Annotated in this window: 17 protein-coding genes; 6 read left to right on the forward strand and 11 right to left on the reverse strand. The window is 57.9% G+C overall.

What is annotated here, in order from left to right; genetic code table 11:
* Nucleotides 1–74 precede the first annotated feature (74 nt).
* The 3 genes from accC to ACLI1T_RS08410 are packed head-to-tail and all read right to left on the reverse strand — an operon-like array spanning nt 75 to nt 3,579.
* Entirely contained in the window at nt 75–1,451 is a 1,377-nt protein-coding gene (accC, locus tag ACLI1T_RS08400) for an acetyl-CoA carboxylase biotin carboxylase subunit (protein WP_005284133.1), read from the reverse strand.
* A 17-nt stretch (nt 1,452–1,468) separates the two neighbouring features.
* Complete coding sequence (accB, locus tag ACLI1T_RS08405) at nt 1,469–2,020, reverse strand: acetyl-CoA carboxylase biotin carboxyl carrier protein (RefSeq protein ID WP_349857563.1); 552 nt, start codon at nt 2,018–2,020, stop codon at nt 1,469–1,471.
* A gap of 2 nt (nt 2,021–2,022) precedes the next feature.
* Complete coding sequence (locus ACLI1T_RS08410; RefSeq protein WP_411702407.1) at nt 2,023–3,579, reverse strand: pyruvate carboxylase; 1,557 nt, start codon at nt 3,577–3,579, stop codon at nt 2,023–2,025.
* Nucleotides 3,580–4,004: 425 nt separating this feature from the next.
* On the opposite strand from ACLI1T_RS08410, the gene ACLI1T_RS08415 reads away from it, so the two are divergent.
* Entirely contained in the window at nt 4,005–5,351 is a 1,347-nt protein-coding gene (locus tag ACLI1T_RS08415) for an MFS transporter (RefSeq protein WP_411702408.1), read from the forward strand.
* Between the two features lie 74 nt (nt 5,352–5,425).
* Here ACLI1T_RS08415 and ACLI1T_RS08420 read toward each other — a convergent pair whose 3' ends face one another.
* Both ACLI1T_RS08420 and ACLI1T_RS08425 read right to left on the reverse strand, forming a co-directional pair.
* The gene (locus tag ACLI1T_RS08420) at nt 5,426–6,067 is read right to left on the reverse strand and encodes a 3-oxoacid CoA-transferase subunit B (RefSeq protein WP_005278126.1); all 642 of its coding nucleotides are present in this window, start codon (nt 6,065–6,067) and stop codon (nt 5,426–5,428) included.
* On the reverse strand, nt 6,067–6,810 hold the full coding sequence (locus ACLI1T_RS08425; RefSeq protein WP_411702409.1) for a CoA transferase subunit A: 744 nt from the start codon (nt 6,808–6,810) through the stop codon (nt 6,067–6,069). Before ACLI1T_RS08425 ends, ACLI1T_RS08420 begins: the two co-directional genes overlap by 1 nt.
* Nucleotides 6,811–6,925: 115 nt before the next feature.
* On the opposite strand from ACLI1T_RS08425, the gene ACLI1T_RS08430 reads away from it, so the two are divergent.
* Together ACLI1T_RS08430 and ACLI1T_RS08435 are read left to right on the forward strand one after the other, a co-directional pair.
* Nucleotides 6,926–7,699 (forward strand): IclR family transcriptional regulator C-terminal domain-containing protein, encoded by a 774-nt coding sequence (locus ACLI1T_RS08430; RefSeq protein WP_411702410.1) that lies wholly within the window; start codon nt 6,926–6,928, stop codon nt 7,697–7,699.
* Nucleotides 7,700–7,708: 9 nt separating this feature from the next.
* The gene (locus ACLI1T_RS08435) at nt 7,709–8,926 is read left to right on the forward strand and encodes an acetyl-CoA C-acetyltransferase (RefSeq protein WP_284641420.1); all 1,218 of its coding nucleotides are present in this window, start codon (nt 7,709–7,711) and stop codon (nt 8,924–8,926) included.
* A gap of 46 nt (nt 8,927–8,972) precedes the next feature.
* On the opposite strand, the gene ACLI1T_RS08440 is transcribed toward ACLI1T_RS08435, so the two are convergent.
* Together ACLI1T_RS08440 and ACLI1T_RS08445 are read right to left on the reverse strand one after the other, a co-directional pair.
* Entirely contained in the window at nt 8,973–10,259 is a 1,287-nt protein-coding gene (locus ACLI1T_RS08440) for an acid phosphatase (protein WP_284641422.1), read from the reverse strand.
* A 144-nt stretch (nt 10,260–10,403) separates the two neighbouring features.
* A complete protein-coding gene (locus ACLI1T_RS08445) occupies nt 10,404–10,529 on the reverse strand; it encodes a hypothetical protein (RefSeq protein WP_411702411.1) in 126 nt (41 codons plus the stop codon).
* 138 nt (nt 10,530–10,667) lie between these two features.
* Here ACLI1T_RS08445 and ACLI1T_RS08450 point away from each other — a divergent pair, with 138 nt between their 5' ends.
* Nucleotides 10,668–10,949, forward strand: coding sequence for a hypothetical protein (locus ACLI1T_RS08450; RefSeq protein WP_284641424.1), 282 nt, complete (start codon nt 10,668–10,670; stop codon nt 10,947–10,949).
* Nucleotides 10,950–11,016: 67 nt separating this feature from the next.
* On the opposite strand, the gene dnaG is transcribed toward ACLI1T_RS08450, so the two are convergent.
* Nucleotides 11,017–12,936: a DNA primase gene (gene dnaG, locus ACLI1T_RS08455; protein WP_284641426.1), complete on the reverse strand. Its 1,920-nt coding sequence runs from the start codon at nt 12,934–12,936 to the stop codon at nt 11,017–11,019.
* Between the two features lie 225 nt (nt 12,937–13,161).
* Between dnaG and ACLI1T_RS08460 the strand changes: the two genes are divergently transcribed.
* Both ACLI1T_RS08460 and ACLI1T_RS08465 read left to right on the forward strand, forming a co-directional pair.
* Nucleotides 13,162–13,584, forward strand: a complete 423-nt coding sequence (locus ACLI1T_RS08460; protein ID WP_284641428.1) for a ribonuclease domain-containing protein — start codon at nt 13,162–13,164, stop codon at nt 13,582–13,584.
* Nucleotides 13,585–13,586: 2 nt separating this feature from the next.
* A complete protein-coding gene (locus ACLI1T_RS08465) occupies nt 13,587–13,820 on the forward strand; it encodes a hypothetical protein (protein WP_023029081.1) in 234 nt (77 codons plus the stop codon).
* A 208-nt stretch (nt 13,821–14,028) separates the two neighbouring features.
* On the opposite strand, the gene ACLI1T_RS08470 is transcribed toward ACLI1T_RS08465, so the two are convergent.
* Genes ACLI1T_RS08470 through ACLI1T_RS08480 form a run of 3 tightly spaced genes read right to left on the reverse strand, consistent with a single transcriptional unit; the run spans nt 14,029 to nt 17,774 of the window.
* A complete protein-coding gene (locus tag ACLI1T_RS08470) occupies nt 14,029–15,321 on the reverse strand; it encodes a deoxyguanosinetriphosphate triphosphohydrolase (protein ID WP_411702412.1) in 1,293 nt (430 codons plus the stop codon).
* A gap of 50 nt (nt 15,322–15,371) precedes the next feature.
* Nucleotides 15,372–17,135 (reverse strand): ABC transporter permease, encoded by a 1,764-nt coding sequence (locus ACLI1T_RS08475; RefSeq protein WP_411702413.1) that lies wholly within the window; start codon nt 17,133–17,135, stop codon nt 15,372–15,374.
* Nucleotides 17,136–17,138: 3 nt separating this feature from the next.
* Nucleotides 17,139–17,774, reverse strand: coding sequence for an ABC transporter ATP-binding protein (locus ACLI1T_RS08480; RefSeq protein WP_411703309.1), 636 nt, complete (start codon nt 17,772–17,774; stop codon nt 17,139–17,141).
* Nucleotides 17,775–17,864: the final 90 nt, after the last annotated feature.

Here is a 17,864-nt window from a genome sequence, read left to right on the forward strand (position 1 = left end):
AGAGGCTTAAAATGCAAAAGAGTGCAGGCCAGCACAAAGCGGAACCTGCACTCTCTCGCTAGAAGGAGCCGGGGTTAGTCATCCGTAGGGATGGAGTCGGTACCTTCCAGCAGCTTGGCAACGTAACCAGTGTTGAACTCGCCGCTGCGGAACTTTTCACTGTCCAACAGCATGGCCTGGAATGGCGCCGTGGTGACAACGCCTTCTACCTGCAGCTCGTCGATGGCGCGCAGCATACGGGTAATGGCCTCATCGCGGTCTTCTGCCCATACGATGAGCTTGCCCACCATGGAGTCATAGAACGGCGGGATGGTGTATCCCGTCTCGATGTGGGTATCCATGCGCACACCGAAGCCACCTGGCACGCGGTAGTGTTCGATCTTGCCCGGCCGCGGCGCGAAGTTCTGGTTCGGATCCTCGGCGTTGATGCGGCACTCGATGGCGTGGCCACGAATCTCCACATCATCCTGGGTGATGGACAGCTTCTGCCCAGAGGCAATGCGCAACTGCTCCTTGATGAGGTCCACACCGGTGATCATCTCCGTTACGGGGTGCTCCACCTGGATGCGGGTGTTCATCTCGATGAAGTAGAACTTATCTTCGGTGTTATCGAAGACGAACTCGATGGTTCCGGCGTTCTTGTACTTCACCTCTTTACACAGGTTAATCGCGGCTTCCTGCATCTCCTGGCGCAGCTCATCAGTCAGCACTGGCGAAGGGCCTTCCTCAATGAGCTTCTGGTTGCGGCGCTGCGAGGTGCAGTCGCGCTCGCCCAGGGCGACGGCGTTTTCTCCATCGGCCAGCACCTGGATCTCGATGTGGCGGATATCCGTCAAGAAGCGCTCGATGTAGACCGACGGGTCATTGAACGCGGACTCTGCCTCGTTCATGATCTCGTTGAGGTCCTTTTCCAGCGTGTCCTCGGATTCCACCACGCGCATACCGCGTCCACCACCGCCGGCGGCTGCCTTAATCAGCAGCGGGAAACCGGTGTTATGGGCAACCTCGAGGGCCTCATCGAACTCGGTGACCACACCGTCGGAGCCCGGAACGGTGGGAACACCGGCGGACTTAGCGATGCGCTTAGCCGCGATCTTGTCACCCATCAAGCCGATGTGCTCAGCCGAAGGGCCAACAAAGCCGATCTCTTCTTCTTCCACCATGCGGACAAAGTCCGGCTTCTCGGACAAGAAGCCGTAGCCTGGGTGAATGGCATCCGCCTTGTACGCCATGGCGGCAGAAATAACCAGCTCGGGGCTGTTGTAGCTCTTGGAGACATTCGCTGGGCCGATGCAGACTGCTTGATCGGCGAGCTTTACCGGCAAGGAGTCCTTATCGCCTTCGGAATAAGTAAGGATGGACTTGATGCCCAATTCCTTGCAGGCGCGAATGATGCGAAGCGCAATCTCACCGCGGTTAGCAATGAGCACGCTACCTAATAGATCTGACATATTTTCCTCCAGGTCGATTACTTCGGCTGGATGACCATGATGGGCTGGCCGTGCTCCACGGCATCCTCGTTATCTACAAGGATTTCCTTCACGGTGCCAGCGACCTTGGACTCGATGTTGTTCATCAGCTTCATGACCTCGACGATGCACAGCACCTGGCCCACCTCAACCTCGTCGCCAACCTTGACGAAGGGATCTGCACCCGGCTTCGGAGCAGCATAGAAGGTACCAACCATGGGAGCCTTCACGGTTTCGCCCTCTGCGGACGGCTCACCGGAACCGGAGGCCTTTGGCTCTTCCTTCGGAGCTTCCTCCTGCGCCGGAGCAGGCTTGGACTCAGGTTCAGCGGCCGGAGCGGAAGCCGGTGCGGCCTCCTGTGCTGGTGCTGCTGCTGGAGCTGCGGCCGGAGCGGCTTCCGGAGCCGGTGCCGGGCGGTTCAGGCCACCTGGGGTGCGGGACATCGCGAGCTCGACGTCGCCGTACTTAATCTGCAGCTCTTGGATGTCATCAGAAAGGTTGGCCCACTTCAGCAGGGACTTCAGGTCGTGCAAGTTGGTGGAATCAGTCATGGTTACTTTTCTCCTTTGGTGAGGTTGATTTCCAAGTCGGAAGTCTTGAGGTGGAAGTCGGTGGTATCGGAAGAGTCGTAGATTTGCTGTACCGGGGAGGTAAGGACGCCACCCTTGACGCCTTCACCCTCGCCGCCGCGGCCTTCGGCCACAAAGCGCTTCATTTCATCGACCTGGCTGCCGGCGAACATCACGCGCAGCAACAGAGTGTCGATGTCCTCGTCCGGGTGAGCCTTCTTCAGATCCGGCAGGACCGGCTTAAGTTCTGGGATTTCCTCCGTGATTTCGGAGGATCCGTTGGCCATGATCTTCTCCAGCACGTCTGGGTCCAGCGGGGCGAGCGGCTCGCCGTAGTAGCCCAAGGCGTACTTCTTAATCTCGTTCGGGACCACGGAGTAACGGTCACCCGTCATCACGTTCATGACGGCCTGGGTACCCACGAACTGGGCAAACGGCGTAATCATGATGGGGTATGCGAGCTCTTCGCGCACGCGTGCAACCTCGTACAGCAACTCTTCGAAGCGGTCCCCCAACCCAGCGGTTTCCAGCTGGGATTCGAAGTTGGTAAGCATGCCGCCGGGTAGCTGGTGCATGTAGTGCAGGCCATCGAATGCGCGCGGAACACCTACTGGCTTATCTTCCGTATCGGCGATTTCCTGAATGCGCTCGCTGGCGGAATCGATGCGCTCATCGTCAACGTCCACCGTGTACCCCAGCGCGCGAAGGTCGCGCACCACGGCCTGGGTGGCTGGCTGTCCCGGGCCATTGGCCAGCGGAGCGATGGAGGTGTGGATAGAATCCACGCCCAATTCCGCTGCGTAGAGGTAGGTCAGCGGGGACAGTCCGGTCAGCGAGTGGGTGTGTACCTCGAGCGGTACGTCACCGATGGAGCTGCGGATCGCCGGGATGAGGGTCTTCAAACGGTCCGGAGTAAGCAGGCCGCCGGCGTCCTTCAGCATGATGCGGTCCACATCGGTGCGCTCGAGCAGCTCCGTGGCCTTCCGCTTGTACAGGTCATCGGTGTGCACCGGGCTCAAGCAGTAGGACAATGCGCCGAAGGTTTCGGCTCCGAGTTCCTTGGCCAGCTTGAGGCCCTGGTCGATGTTGTCGATGTCATTCAACCCATCGAAGGAGCCGATCACACGGAAGCCATTGGCGTAGAGGCGCTCGGTCCAGTTCAAGATGGCATCATCCGGCAAGAAGTCGAAGGAAGCCAGGTTCTTGGAGCGAATCAGGGCGCGGAACTTAGTGCCCGGCGCGGCGTTCTCGTGCACGAGGCGAACGCGCTCCCACGGGTCTTCCTTGAGGTAGCGCACGGAGACGTCGAACTGGATGGGCGCTACCAAGTCCACGTGCTCGAAACCAGCGTTGGTGATGTCATCCAACAGTGAAAGGATGTGGCTCGTGGTCATGCGGGTGGCCCAGATGCTCTGGTGCGCATCACGCAGGGTGGTATCGATGATGTTGATCTTGCGCTCGCTATCGGCTGGGCGTCCGCCCGCGGCCATGATTTCGGCGAGGCCTTCTGAACTTAGTTCCTCGGGACTAAGAGCAGTCATAAATCCCTCCTTAGGGTGTGGCTCCGGAAAGACTCGGTTGGTTCACAGTGATGGTTCACTTTGGTGGTTCAAGACTCTTCGAAAACCTTCCGTGTCGTGGCTCACACGCTACACCACACCCAAATTTTCAGTGCTGGAATTCCGGTCAGAAATGACCTTTTCCTGCGAATTCCAAGCTCGTTACGGCAAAGATTTTACCCAAATACCCCTATCCGGGGTCACAGTGCGCACTACCGTTCACTTAGCGAACATGAAGTTTTTGCGGTCTCCTCCCCTAAAAAGTGGTGGAAGACATGCAGTTTCTAGTCAGTAACCAAATCTACCTAGCCGGTGCCGAGATTTTCGTGGCCTACATCGCGAACTAATCGAAGTATGATTTGCGTAATATCTTCCTCAATAATTCGGACCCATCCCTAGGAGGAACATTGACTTCTACCGCCCCGCCGAGCCCCACACCCACTTCGTCATCGGGCGCGACCAAAACGGACCGCAAATCCCTCGCAGCCAGCCTGACCGGCCAGGTCCTTGAATGGTACGAGTGGAGCTCCTACGCGGTCTTCGCCCCATTCATCGCCGCAGCGATGTTCGACAAGGGCGATACCGCCTCCGCGCTGCTTGCCACCTTCGGCGTCTTTGCCGTCGGCTTCTTGGTCCGCCCACTGGGTGGCATCATCTTTGGCCGCATCGCTGATCAGCGCGGCCGCAAGACCGTCTTGATGACCACCATCATCATGATGGCCAGCGCCTCCGTCCTCATCGGCTTGCTGCCCACCTACGAAACCATTGGCATCTGGGCTTCTGTCGGCCTGCTCCTTATCCGCGTGTTGCAGGGCTTTGCACACGGCGGTGAATCCGCAGCCGCCAATAGCTACATCCCCGAAATCGCCCCGAACGCCCACCGCGGCCGCTGGGGTTCCATGGTTTACGTCTCCATCTTCGGCGGCTCGGTCATCGCCTACGTCTTGGGTGGCGGCATTTCACTGGTCCTGACGGACGAGCAGATTGGCGCTTGGGGCTGGCGCATTCCGTTCCTCCTGGGTGCCGCGGCAGCGTTGGTTGCGTTGTATCTGCGCCGCCACATGAAGGAATCGGATCACTTCCAGGAAATCGATAGCGCCGAGCCCACCGTTGAGGCTCCGAAGCGCACCAAGAAGTCCGTGAACTCGGAAAAGCCGGCCTCTGTTGTCCGCCCGGCGTGGCAGAATATCTTGCTCGTCGTGGGTATGGTCTCCGGCGTTACGGCCTCGCACTACACGTGGACCTCCTATGTTTCCACCTACGCCATTAGCCACGAGGGGATGTCCACTCAGGGTGCTTATTGGGTCACCGTGGCCGCACAGACTGCGGGTCTCATCGCCCTCCCGCTGTGGGGCAGCCTGTCCGATAAGATCGGCCGCAAACCCGTCATTTATATCTGCGCCATCGGCCTAGCCATCCTGCAGATCCCACTGATGAACTTCATCGATGACCGCCCCTGGACCCTGCTGGTGGCCTCGACCATCGGCGTGGTCATCGTTGCTGCCGGCGGCGCGCTATTGTCCTCCATCATGTCCGAGGTCTTCCCCACCGCCCAGCGCACCCGCAGCATCGGCCTGGCCTACTCGCTGTCTGTCGCCGTCTTCGGCGGTACCGCACCGTATATCTACCAGTGGTTCGTGGCCCACGGCCTTACTTGGGCTTCTGGCTTCTACGTCGTCGCACTGTGCATCCTGACGCTTATCAGCATGTACATCCTGCCTGAAACCAAGGGCGTAGACCTGCGCGATGTCTAATCCACTCACGGAACACTAAATCGCCGCTTCCCAGCCTTTCCCGGGAAGCGGCGATTTTTCACGTCCACAACTAATTAGTCGAGCGCTACCTTAAAGGGTGCGTCCGTGACCTCGCGGATGGACTCCTCGGTTTCGCCCTCGGCGACCTCGATAAGCGTCAGGCCCTCCAGCTCGTCCACGGTGAATACGGCGCGGTCCGTGATAATCAGATCCACACAGCGAGCGCCGGTCAGCGGCAGCTGGCACTCCGCCAGAATCTTGGAATCGCCGTGCTTGGATACGTGTTGCATCATCACCACGATGCGCTTGGCTCCATGCACTAGGTCCATCGCACCGCCCATGCCCTTGACCATCTTGCCGGGGATCATCCAGTTGGCTAGGTCGCCAAACTGGGATACCTCCATGGCGCCGAGCACCGCAACATCGATGGCGCGGGAGCGGATCATGGCAAAGGACTCGGACGAGGAGAAGAAGGATGCACCAGGGGCTTCGGTAATGGTTTCTTTACCGGCGTTGATAAGCTCCGGATCCACCTTGTCCTCTTCAGGGTAGGCACCAACGCCCAAGATTCCGTTCTCAGAGTGCAGGACCACCTCGCGGCCCTCTGGCAGGTAGCCGGGGATGAGCGTCGGCATGCCGATGCCCAGGTTGACGTAGTCACCATTGTCCAGTTCTTGTGCGGCGCGTGCCGCCATTTCTTCGCGTGACCAGGTCATTACTTGCTCACCGTCCTGAATTCGATTCCGGTTTCTTGCTTGCCCACTTCCACTACGCGGTCTACGTAGATTCCGGGCACATCCACCTCAGCGGACGGTACGGCCTCGACCAGCTGCTCCGCTTGCACGATGGTGATATCGGCAGATTTGGCCGCATCGGGGTTGAAGTTCTGGGCGGTCTTATTAAAGGCGAGGTTGCCAAAGCGGTCCGCGCGAGCGGCGTGGACGAAGGCGAAGTCTGGGGTGAGGGCTTCTTCCATGACGTAGAGCTCGCCGTTGAACTCGCGGGTTTCCTTCGGTGCGGAGGTCTCCGCAATGGTGCCGTCGGGGTTGTAGCGGGTGGGGATATCGCCATCGGCAAGCGGCGTGCCCACGCCAGCCTTGGTATAGAAGGCTGGAATGCCCGCACCACCGGCGCGCATGCGCTCTGCCAAGGTACCCTGCGGGGTGAACTCGACAGTGAGCTCCCCCTCGAGGTACTGACGCGCATATTCCTTATTGGTTCCCAGGTAGGAACCGATGGAGCGGGCGATGCGGTGATCCTTGAGCAGCAGACCTAGGCCGAAATCATCCGTACCAAGGTTATTGGAAATGATGGTGAGCTCGCTCGCACCTTGGGAACGCAGCGCGGTAATAAGCTGCGCTGGAATACCCACAAGGCCGAATCCGCCCACCGCGATGGAGGAACCGTCCGGGATATCCGCGACGGCCTCCTCTACTGAGGCTATGACTTTATTCAACATGGCCTTAGACTACGTGTGGTTCACAGACAGCACAAGGGTTCAGAATGCGAACATTATCGGGTACACTAAAGAGACCTGGGCCACTTAACCCTAAAAATAGCTTGGAGGACACACCGTGGCAGACACCCCCGTAGTGCAATCACTAGCCCGCGGACTCAACGTCATTCACTCGTTCAATGGCGAACGCCGGCGGCAAACACTGGCCCAGGTTGCCGAGTTCACAGGCTTAGCGCGCGCTACCGCACGCCGCTTTCTACACACGCTTGTCGCAGAAGGTTACGCCCGCACCGATGGCTCAGATTTTTGGCTCACCCCGCGCGTTTTGGAACTGGGCTATTCGTACCTATCAAGCTTGGGATTGCCGGATATTTCCCAGCCCCATTTGAGGGAGTTATCCACCAAACTCGATGAGTCCTGCTCCGTGAGCGTGCTCGACCGCGACACCGTGGTCTATATCGCCCGCGCCGCAGCGCACCGCATCATGTCCACCAATATCACCATCGGCACGCGCTTCCCGGCGCACGCCACGTCCATGGGCCAGGTGCTACTCGCTGATTTAACGCCGGCGGAGCTGGATGAGTATTTCGCCACCACCGCTCCGCTCGAGCAGGTCACCCCGCACACCTTGGTATCCCAGGACGCGCTGCGAGCCCGCCTCGGCGAGGTGCGGCGGCGCGGCTGGGTCATCGTGGATCAAGAGCTAGAAATCGGCCTGCGCTCCATCGCCGTTCCGATCCGAGATCGCACCGGGCGCGCTGTGGCGGCCATCAATATTTCCACCCAGACCTCCGTGTATTCCACCCAAGATCTCACCGCGCAGATCCTCCCAGAGCTCCTCAGTACGTGCGCGGCCATTTCCCACGATCTCACTACCACCGAAATTTCCTAAGGAGAATCCATGCATACTCAAGACGTCGTCCTGTGCTACCCCAAGCGCACCCCAGTCGGTCGCTACGGCGGCGCGCTCAAATCCGTCGCCGTCCAGGATCTAGCCAGCTTGGTGGTATCTACCATCGTGGAAGAATCCGGCATCGATCCGAACGCCATCGATGACATTATCCTCGGCCAAGCCTCCCCCAACGGCGCTGCGCCTGCCCTCGGCCGCGTCGCCGCACTCGATGCCGGCCTGCCCGTCTCCGTGACCGGCATGCAGCTCGACCGTCGCTGCGGCTCCGGCCTGCAAGCCATCGTCACCGCCGCCGCCCACGTCGCCACCGGCGCAGCCGAGGTAGTCATCGCCGGCGGTGCCGAATCCATGTCGCGCACCGAGTACACCGTGGACGGCGACATTCGGTGGGGCGCGAAGGGCGGCAACATGGTCTTTCGCGATCGCCTCCAAGAGGCCCGCGAAACCGCCGGTGGTAAAAACCACCCCATCCCCAGCGGCATGATCGAAACCGCCGAGAACCTCCGCCGCGAGCGTTCCCTGTCGCGCGAGGACCAAGACGAGCTTGCGGTGCGCTCCCACCACAACGCCGCCCGCGCGCAGGAGCAGGCGCTTTTCGATGCCGAAATCGTCCCCGTCTCCGTCCCCCAGCGCAAGGGGGATCCCATCATCGTGGACAAGGATGAGCACGTGCGCGCCGATTCCAGCGTGGAGAAGCTGTCCAAGCTGCGCCCGGTGATGGGCAAGCAGGACGACGAGGCCACGGTGACCGCAGGTAACGCCTCCGGCCAGAACGACGGCGCTGCCGCCGTTCTCGTGACCACCCGTGAAAAAGCGGATGAGCTCGGCCTCGAGCCGATGGTGGTCTTGAAGGGCTGGGCGCTTGCCGGCGTGGAGCCAGAGCGCATGGGCATCGCACCGGTTGAGGCCACCCGCAAAGTCATGGACCGCCTCGATCTCACCTTCGATGACCTCGACCTCATCGAGCTCAATGAAGCCTTTGCCGCGCAAGCCCTCGCGGTACTAGATCAGTGGGGTATCTCCCCCGAAGATCCTCGCTTCAACCCCAACGGTTCCGGCATCTCGCTGGGCCACCCGGTGGGCGCGACCGGCGCCCGCATCGTGGTTACCGCCGCGCACCACCTGCGCCGCACCGGCGGCAAGCGCGCGCTGGTCACGATGTGCATCGGCGGCGGCCAGGGCCTTGCCGCCATAATCGAAACCGCCTAGTCCTCGCAGTGAGGACCTAGGCGGTATCGGGGGACGGGCGACCAAGCTAGCCTTGGACGCTCACGCTGCCATCTGCATTAACGTTAACTTGCGCCGCCATGGCGCGGGCCACGTTAAGCCGCTGCCAGGAGCCGTCCTTGCCTTGCCAATCCAATGGATTGCCGGCAGGGCGTGCGGTCTGGCGTAGCACCTCGGCGCGCTGTTCCGGAGTCAGATCCGGGTGGGAAGCAGCGAGTAGTACCGGGGCGGCCTGCGGCACAACCATCGGCGCATCCTTCGGATTGCTTGGAGTGAAATCATAATCCAAGAAATCCGTGTATTCATCTACGGCATCTGCGGTGGACCGGTATTCCTTGCCTTCGGCCTTATCCTGTGCGACGAGTTCTTCTACAGATTTGCCCGTCCGCCACTGAATCTCTTCCCGAATTTCCTGCGCAGCCTGTTGCAATGCATCGCGCATGCGGTCATCGTTCAAACGATCCGCCGCCGCAGCTTGACCAGTCATGCGGCCTCCGATGACGTCCAATGGGTAGTGCACGCCCAGGACGACGCGGTGGTTTCCTGCTTCGGCGCCGCGCAGCATCAACTGCGGGCCTACCTCTGGGAGCATTGAGGCCATCAAAGTGGTGATCCACGTTGCCTGGTTAGTGTGCCCGGAGGGGAAAGCCGGCGAGGTGGAATAGAGATCCTTCGACTCGTCTTCGTAGCGGTTAATAGCATCGGGTGCCTGCACGAATGGGCGGTCGTAATGGAAATAGTACTTTTCTGCGAAGGTGGAGCTAGCTATCCCACCGGCACGGGCGGCGTAGCCATTGCCCAGCAAGTACTGGGTCTTTGGCAGTCGATGCTCTGCCAAGGCCTCGCGGAACGCGCCGCCCAGGCTCTCTCCCATGGAGTCAGAAATGGCTTCTAGCATCCCACCGGAGCTTGCCTTGGCATCGGATTGCGCACGGGCGATCAGCTCAGGGTCATCGGCAGCCGCATTGTTAATTGCCACTACCTTGTCCATGTTTTCTTCAAGGACCTCAGGCTGGTGCTTAATCTGGTCAAACCCGCGGACAACCTGCCAATAGTTGCCAAATTGGTAGGACGAGATATCGGATTCAAAGCCTGCAAGATAGTCCACACCAAAGGGCTGAGGAACCGGCGCGCCTGGGTGTTGCACTGGAGAGGGGCCAATGCTGGATCCACTGCTAGATCCCTGTACCTGCGGCACCTTGGACGAAAGCTCACCCGCCTGCGCGGCGGGTGCAAAGGAAGCAACGGTGAAGCTGGCGGCCGCTCCGAGAGCAAGTACTCGGCGCGAAACACCACGATTGAAAATACGGGTCATATATCGCAACTTTCAGCTAGAAGTGATTTCCTCTGCACACTAACCAGCTAACGTTAAGGAAGAATGAACTTCGCACTAACCCTTTTCAGCGCTTTTTTAAACAAATAGTTATATGACCGCTCAAGCTAATCGATGCCTCCCTGCCTACTCCACCCAGAACCGTGTCTCCTCGGCCGGTTCGGCACCTAGCACGGACAAGCCCGCCGTGGCGAGCGCAGCAAATGCCACCGCGGCGGCCATGGCCGAATCTCGCTGCTGATGAAGAATCATTAACTCAACCTAGCGCGAATAGGTGCCAATGAAAACAGGAAAGCACTTCCAGCGGGCAGTTTCGGCGCGAAAGCGTACATACGCGGTAAGCTAGAGAGGAACTTTTGCTCGCATAGGATAAAGGGGAATTAGTCAATAATGATCCAATTCGTCTTCGGCGCCGCCGCAGGGTACGTATTTGGCACCAAGGCGGGCCGCAAGCGCTACCACCAAATGAAAAGCGCCTACCAAAAGACCGTCAACTCCCCCGCCACCAAATCTGCGGTGCGCTCCGCGCGCAAGATGGTAGCCAACCGCCTAGATCCAGAGCCACGCATGCGCGAAATCCACGACCTTTCCGAAAAGCGCCGTGGCAAAGGCAAGGCTCGCGGGAACCAGGCTCCACCGGCCGACCGGATTTATGAACCCGATGAGGATTAAGGCCTTTCCCCGTTAGCCCCTCCCCGCGCAGCACCTGAACTAATGCTCGAGTGCCTGCCCGGGGATTTTATATACCTGGCGTACCGCGAAAGGCGCGGTCATTGAGCTCGCGGCGGGCTTGTTCCAAGGCAATGAGGTCCGCGAACAGGGAGTTATAGCCGGCCTCATCATCGGTTGGCCGCATTCGGCCCAATTGGGCTTTCAGCTGCGCAATCTGATCTCCCACGACGGTTTCCTGCAGCCGCGAGAGCACCGAGTCCGCATATTTTTCTGCGCCTACGTCCGTGGGCAGGATGGCCTCGACTGCCAGCTCGGAAACGAAATTCCTTCCCGTAAGATCCTGCATCTCCCCGGCAACGGCGGCAATCCAATCCACCCCAGACATGGTGGCGCCCTTGTCTGCCCCGCCCACGGCGGAAATCGCCTGGCGCACGATGCGGTAGGCGTCGTTGGTATAGGCATCGGCAGTAATGCCATCAAAATACGAGCCAACTACCTCCGGCATCTGCAAAGCCAATTTCAGCGCCTCCCGCTGTGGCCACAGGTGGGTCTCCTTCGGACTGGGCGGATGGATCATGGGCACATCCTGCTGCGCCGGCTGCGGCTGTGCATTATCAAAGCGGCGAATCGTCGGCTTGTCCGCCTTCTTCGGCCTCTTTGCCTCCGCGCGCACTTGGCGCAGCACCTCTTCCGGATCATTCCAGCCCACCCAGCCGGCAAGCCGGCGGGCGTACTCCCGCTGCAGGGGCTGGTCCCGGATTTGCGCGACGATGGGCACCGCCCGCCGCAAGGCCTGCAAGCGGCCCTCGGCAGTATCGATCCGGAAATCAGCAATTACTGACTGAATGACGAACTCGAACATGGGGATGCGGTCTGCCACCAGATCGCGCACCGCGGCATCGCCCTTTTCAAGGCGCAGGTCGCACGGGTCCATGCCGTCTGGGGCCACGGAGACGAAGGATTGTCCGGTAAACTTCTGCTCCCCGTCAAAGGCACGCATCGCGGCTTTCTGTCCCGCCTCATCACCATCGAAGGTGTAGATGAGCTCGCCGTGGAAATAGGAATCATCCAGCATGAGCCGCCGCAGCACCTGCAGGTGCTCCCCACCAAAGGCCGTACCGCACGAGGCCACGGCAGTCTTAATGCCTGCCGCGTACATGGCCATCACATCCGTATAGCCTTCCACCACCACGGCCTGGTGGCCTTCTGCGATATTGCGCTTGGCCAAATCCAGCCCAAAGAGCACTTTAGACTTGTGATAAAGCATGGTCTCGGGCGTATTCATGTACTTGCCCAGCTTGTCATCTTCAAAGAGCTTGCGCGCACCAAAGCCAATGACGTTGCCGGAAAGATCCTTAATGGGCCACAGCAACCGGCGGTGGAAACGATCAATGGGACCACGCTTGCCCATCTTGGAAATGCCGGCTGCCTCTAGTTCTTCAAAGGAAAAGCCCATGCGCAATAGGTGCTTTGTGGCAGTATCCCAGCCTTCTGGGGCGTACCCGCACTCGAAATCATAAATAACCTCGCGGCTAAACCCGCGGTCCAGCAAAAAATTGCGCGCCGTTGCGGCCTCTGGGGTTTCCAGCTGCTTCCGGTAGAACTCGTGCACCGCTTTATTCGCAGCAATTAGCCGCTGCCTCGTCCCCGGTTTCTCATTGCGAGCACCGGTCGAGCCACCCTGATAGTTAATGTGGTAGCCAATCTTTTGCGCTACGGCTTCCACGGCCTCCGGAAAAGAGACCTGTTCCATCTCCATCAGGAAGCTGAATACATCGCCACCCTTACCGGTGGAAAAGCAGTGATAATAACCGCGCTGCGGGCGGACGTGGAAGGACGGCGTCTTTTCATCCTTGAATGGGCTCAAGCCCTTCAAAGAATCATGCCCTGCTGGTTTGAGCTGCACATATTCGCCCACGATTTCTTCTAAAGGCGCGCGTTCACGGATAGCTTGGATATCACTGTCCGGAATTCTGCCCTTTGCCATGGCTACAGCCTACCCCGCCCATTTATCGAATGCTCAACCGCCAAAGCCAGGATGGTCGCATTGGATTGTCCCGCTCAACAAGTACACAGAATTACCGTGTTTTACCCACATGTGGGGCAGCCTTTCGCCGGGTATTCCCACCCCCGGGACGGGGCAATTTTGGATATCGCTCTTGACGCAGTGGACGTTTATGTTTTCGAGATATTTCCTGCAACAATAGGGAATATGTCCAAGTCCAAAGCGTCTAAGAAATCGCTTCCAGTGGCCCTTGGTGGACTCGCCATCGTCGCAGGCGCTAGTTATTTCGGCTTCGACCTCGGCGGTAACGGGGATGCATCATCGACGGATGAGACCTGCGCAATTTCTTCCCTTCCCAGCGAGGCCGAAGAAACCGCAGACGATATTCTCGCAGGCGGCCCTTATGACTACCCCGACAAAGATAATTCCCATTTTGGCAATTATGAAGGCGTCCTCCCCCAGCAGGCGCAGGACTATTACCGCGAGTACACGGTAGAAACCCCTGGCAGTAATCATCGCGGATCGAGGCGCATCGTCACCGGCGGCGGCACCGAAGCCGACCCCGATGTGTGGTACTACACCGACGACCATTACCAAACATTCTGTTCTATCCCAGACGCAGAGGATTAATAGTGCACCGCATTTTAATTACGGAACCCATCCGTACCCGTACGGATTTCTTCAATGCCTTAGGACGCACCCATGGATGTGTGGATTGTGGCCCGCGCAGCCTGGAGGATCTAGCTAGCTTCCTGCGTGAGAATGAAGTATCCACCATTGTGGCTGCCAACATGGAAATGGAGTTGGATGACTTCGCGGCTATCGCCGCCGTTGTCCAAGATGAAGGAGTTAGGCTCGCGCGCTAATAGCTAGTCCGCGGATGCTGCGGCTCCGCGAATACTGGCGTCCCGCAGATGCTGGCATTCCGCGGATGCTATAGGTCCTCTGCTACAACTGAGCATCGCGCGCCCTCAGTTATCACTTTTTCGCTTCAAAAATTGCAGCGGAGGTTGCACTTTTGACGAAAGTCCGCAGCCAAGCACCTCAAAAAGGGCAACCAAGCCTGCATAGCTACTAGTCCAAGAACCCCGAAAGGTCAGCGCTCCGGCGCGCAAGCCGCTCGAGGCGGGATTCGGTCATGGAGGCGATCTGGTCGATGATGGCGCGGTCGCGGGCGGCGTCGGTATCGGCTTGTTCCCACCACAGGCGGAAGGTGGCATCGAGCGAACCGGGCGCACCGGCAACGAGGTAATCGTAGACGCGGTAGATGCGCTCGCGCTGGCGGTCTTGGCGCGCTAAGTGCGCTGGTTCATCCATCACATAAAGCACGGCGATCGTCTTTAAGAGCTTGACCTCTGCCTGCGCCAAGGGAGGAATGCGCAGTTCACCGTGCATACGGCCGAGGGTATTGGCACTGATGAGTTCGGCATTCGCCTCCGAGGTGGCACCGATGGTGGCGCCCACATAGCGTCCCACCAGCTCAGAGGTCATCTTTTTCAGCTTGGCATAATCGCGCAGGGTGTAGTCGAAATTACCAAGGGCGTTGATGACATCGAGGTTGCGCAGGCTATCGGCGGCTTCCAAGAGTTCATCGGCAGTTCCGCCAAAGGCCTCGGCGCCCTTTTCTGCAAGGTGGGCTAGCTCCACCAAATCCCACAACACGTTCAAGGAAATGCGCTGGGAGATGATGCCATCTTCCACGTCGTGCACGGAATAGGCAATATCATCGGACCAGTCCATGACCTGGGCCTCGATGCACTTTCGGTTATCGGTGTGGCCCTCGCGCAACCACGTTAAAAGGTCCGCGTCCTCATCATAAGCGCCGTATTTCCGGTTGATGGTGCTATCCGGATTGGTCTTGGTCCAAGGATATTTGCACGCGCCATCGAGCGCAGCGCGGGTGAGATTGAGGCCAAAGCTGTGGGCGGTGCCATCGGCGTCCTCGACGAGGACTTTGGGCTCAAGTCGGGTGAGGATGCGCAGCGTTTGCGCATTTCCTTCAAAACCGCCCTGTGCAACCTCATTGAGCGCATTTTCGCCGTTGTGACCATAGGGCGGGTGGCCAATATCGTGGGTGAGCCCGGCCATGTCACAGAGATCCGGATCGAGGCCGAGGCCGGCGCCGATGCCACGGGCAATCTGGCCAACCTCGAGCGAGTGGGTAAGCCGCGTGCGCGGGGTATCGCCATCGCGTGGGCCTACGACCTGGGTTTTATCCGCCAATCGCCGCAGCGCAGCCGAGTGCAAGACGCGGGCACGGTCGCGGGAGAATACCCCGCGGTGTTCTTCGATATCGCTAATCGTGGATCCCTTGGGCCGTTCTTCGGCCAGCCGGGCAAAATCAGCTGCAGCATAAGAATAAGACACGCTCTAAGTTTATTCTGTGAACTGGCCTTTTGGGGCAACAACGTGGCTGCTTAGCTCTTTGTACCTTGCGGACCTTTCACGAAATTACCGCCGATCGAAGCCAAGCCGACGACCACAACTAAGAAAAAGATGAGCCCAATAGGAACAGCGGGGAAATGTAGCACAAGCTTTTGCGCAATATTGTAGTTCATGTACAGACTCAAAAGTCCGGCTGATCCTAGCGATAAAACTACTGCAAAGGCAGACGGCAGACAGTTAGCAAGTATCCTATTGCGGTGTGCTTCTGCGGCTGAAACTCCTTGCTGCCAAGCGATGGTAACGAAGCGGATGAGCCGACCTTGCTGTGCCAAGGCGAGTCCGAAAATGAGAACCGCTCCCCCAACAATCACATAAGCGAACAGAGGGATAAACTCGCTAGTACCTGTACCATTCGGACCGTAAAACAATGTCGAAGGTAAGTTCTCGGCCCATTGATTAGCGCCTATAACGTGCAATGCCCCGAAATCCCGCAGCTCTACTTCCTTCGAGAATACAGCTACAGAGTAGGCTGCACCTTCTTCTTCGGCCCTTTCCCACGCAGGATCCTCCCGAGAATTAAAGGTTTGATCCCATGGCCGCATCCAAGTCTGATCAAACGGCGATCTAGGTTCCCGCTCGGTTACCGTTGGGTTTCTCACCAACGAGCCGACCGTTCCTTCCCGATCTTCCACTAAAGCAAAGACCGCGCCTTCTTCTGGGGTGGAAGGCTGAAGTCCGTTTGGGCCCTCGACAGCAGGCACCCAGCTAAGAACACCTAAGCAGTCTTCCGAGTGGGTCCGGCAAGCATTCTCAGCGTTAACCGAGCTAGAAGTGTCGCCTTCCTCCGGCGTCGCGACGTACACATCCTTAGCGTTGTCTGCTAATGCTTCTCTAGCGGAGAAAAGTGCAGAATCATTCGCAATAAAAAGAATGATTGGAAACATGACAAAGATACAAGAAACCCGCAATACGGTAGTAGCAATAAAGGACCGTGTGTACCGGACTCCCAAAAGCAAAGGACTCCATCTCCTGAGCTTAAGGGCAAAAAATTCGACAAGATAGAGGACAACAGCGTAAATAAATGCAGAAGCCGCACTCACCAAAAACGGAACGCAATATACAAAGATCAATGGCCACCTACTTGCAGGTGTCGCCTGAGGAATTAATCCAAGTCCTCCAAGTAGCACGGCAAAAGCCACTATACCCAGCGGATAGCGAAGAAGCTGTGCAGCTCGTGGGCTTCGTGGTATTGAATCCCTACTCGTCGGGCCCCGACTCAAATTCTCCAAAACCTTCGTTTCCTGTTGAAAGGGAACAAAGCTCAGAACTGTGAGTATGCACCACGAAATTGGCGCAATTAGCAACGGTGAAGGAAGTCCTTTGGGAAGCTCAACGCCAAAGCCCGAATACAAAAAGAGAAAGATTGGCTTCATCAACACGGGAACAAGAAGGGCGCTGATAATAGCAAAGCACGCATACGCCGTAAGTAATTCGAGAAATAATTCTCGCCGAATTCGCTTAAGCGACAGTCCAAATAGACGAAGAGCTTCATAGTGGTGGCGCCTCCCTTCCACCACATGCCTTATGCAGTATTTGAGAGCTAGGGCAAAGGGAACAGTGGAGATAATAGCTGAATACATCAGCCCCATTGACATAGATTCAGCTACCTCTTCCGCAGCTATAGTCGAGATCAACAGGCTCACGAAGAACATAAGTACAAGCGCCGTTGTGAGCAATGGAATACTTTCCGCGAAAGTGTCTTTGCGTATCCTAGATTCGACCGCGCGAAAGTTCATTAGTTAACCCCCGATTTCCAAGACCTGATCAGTAAATTTCTCTAATCGGTCGTCATGGGACACGACCAATGCGATTGTCCGGTTTTCTTTTACATAGTTATGCAAATAGCGCAATACTGAGTACGCATTTTTCTCATCTAACGCGCTCGTTGGCTCATCGGCGAGAATTAGTCGAGGCCCTTTGGAAATCGCCGTGGCTATGGCTGCACGTTGACGTTGCCCGCCCGAAAGCTCGTGTGGAAGTGAGTCAGCATATTCACTCATGCTAAATTGAGCCAACAGCGAACGATTGTCTTCCTGCGTTGTAGAAGTCCCACTTAGCTCTCGAGCGAAGGATAGGTTTTCGTCGATCGTCAGACAGGGGACTATGCCGGAATCTTGAAAGACAATTCCCATTGACTTCGCTCGAAGCCTATCCCTGCTCTTTTCAGAGGAGCTCCACAAATCGTTTCCGAAGATGTTAACTGTTCCCGATGTGGGTTTTTGGAGACCACAAACCACGCGGAGCAGCGTAGTTTTACCAGACCCAGAGGCTCCACGGATCCAGGTAAGGGTACCGGGCTCATGCTTGGAATTGATGGAAAATAACGGTCCACTCTTCCTGCTTAACTGTACCGCTAGGCCCTCTAGTTGCAGCATGTTCTCCACGTGAATCTCCGAAGCATTTCAAAATGTGTGAGGATAGTTTTTCATGATGCCCCAGTAACCACATTAATAAACAAGATACCC

Source organism: Corynebacterium tuingiense (assembly GCF_046718165.1).
Classification (GTDB): domain Bacteria; phylum Actinomycetota; class Actinomycetes; order Mycobacteriales; family Mycobacteriaceae; genus Corynebacterium.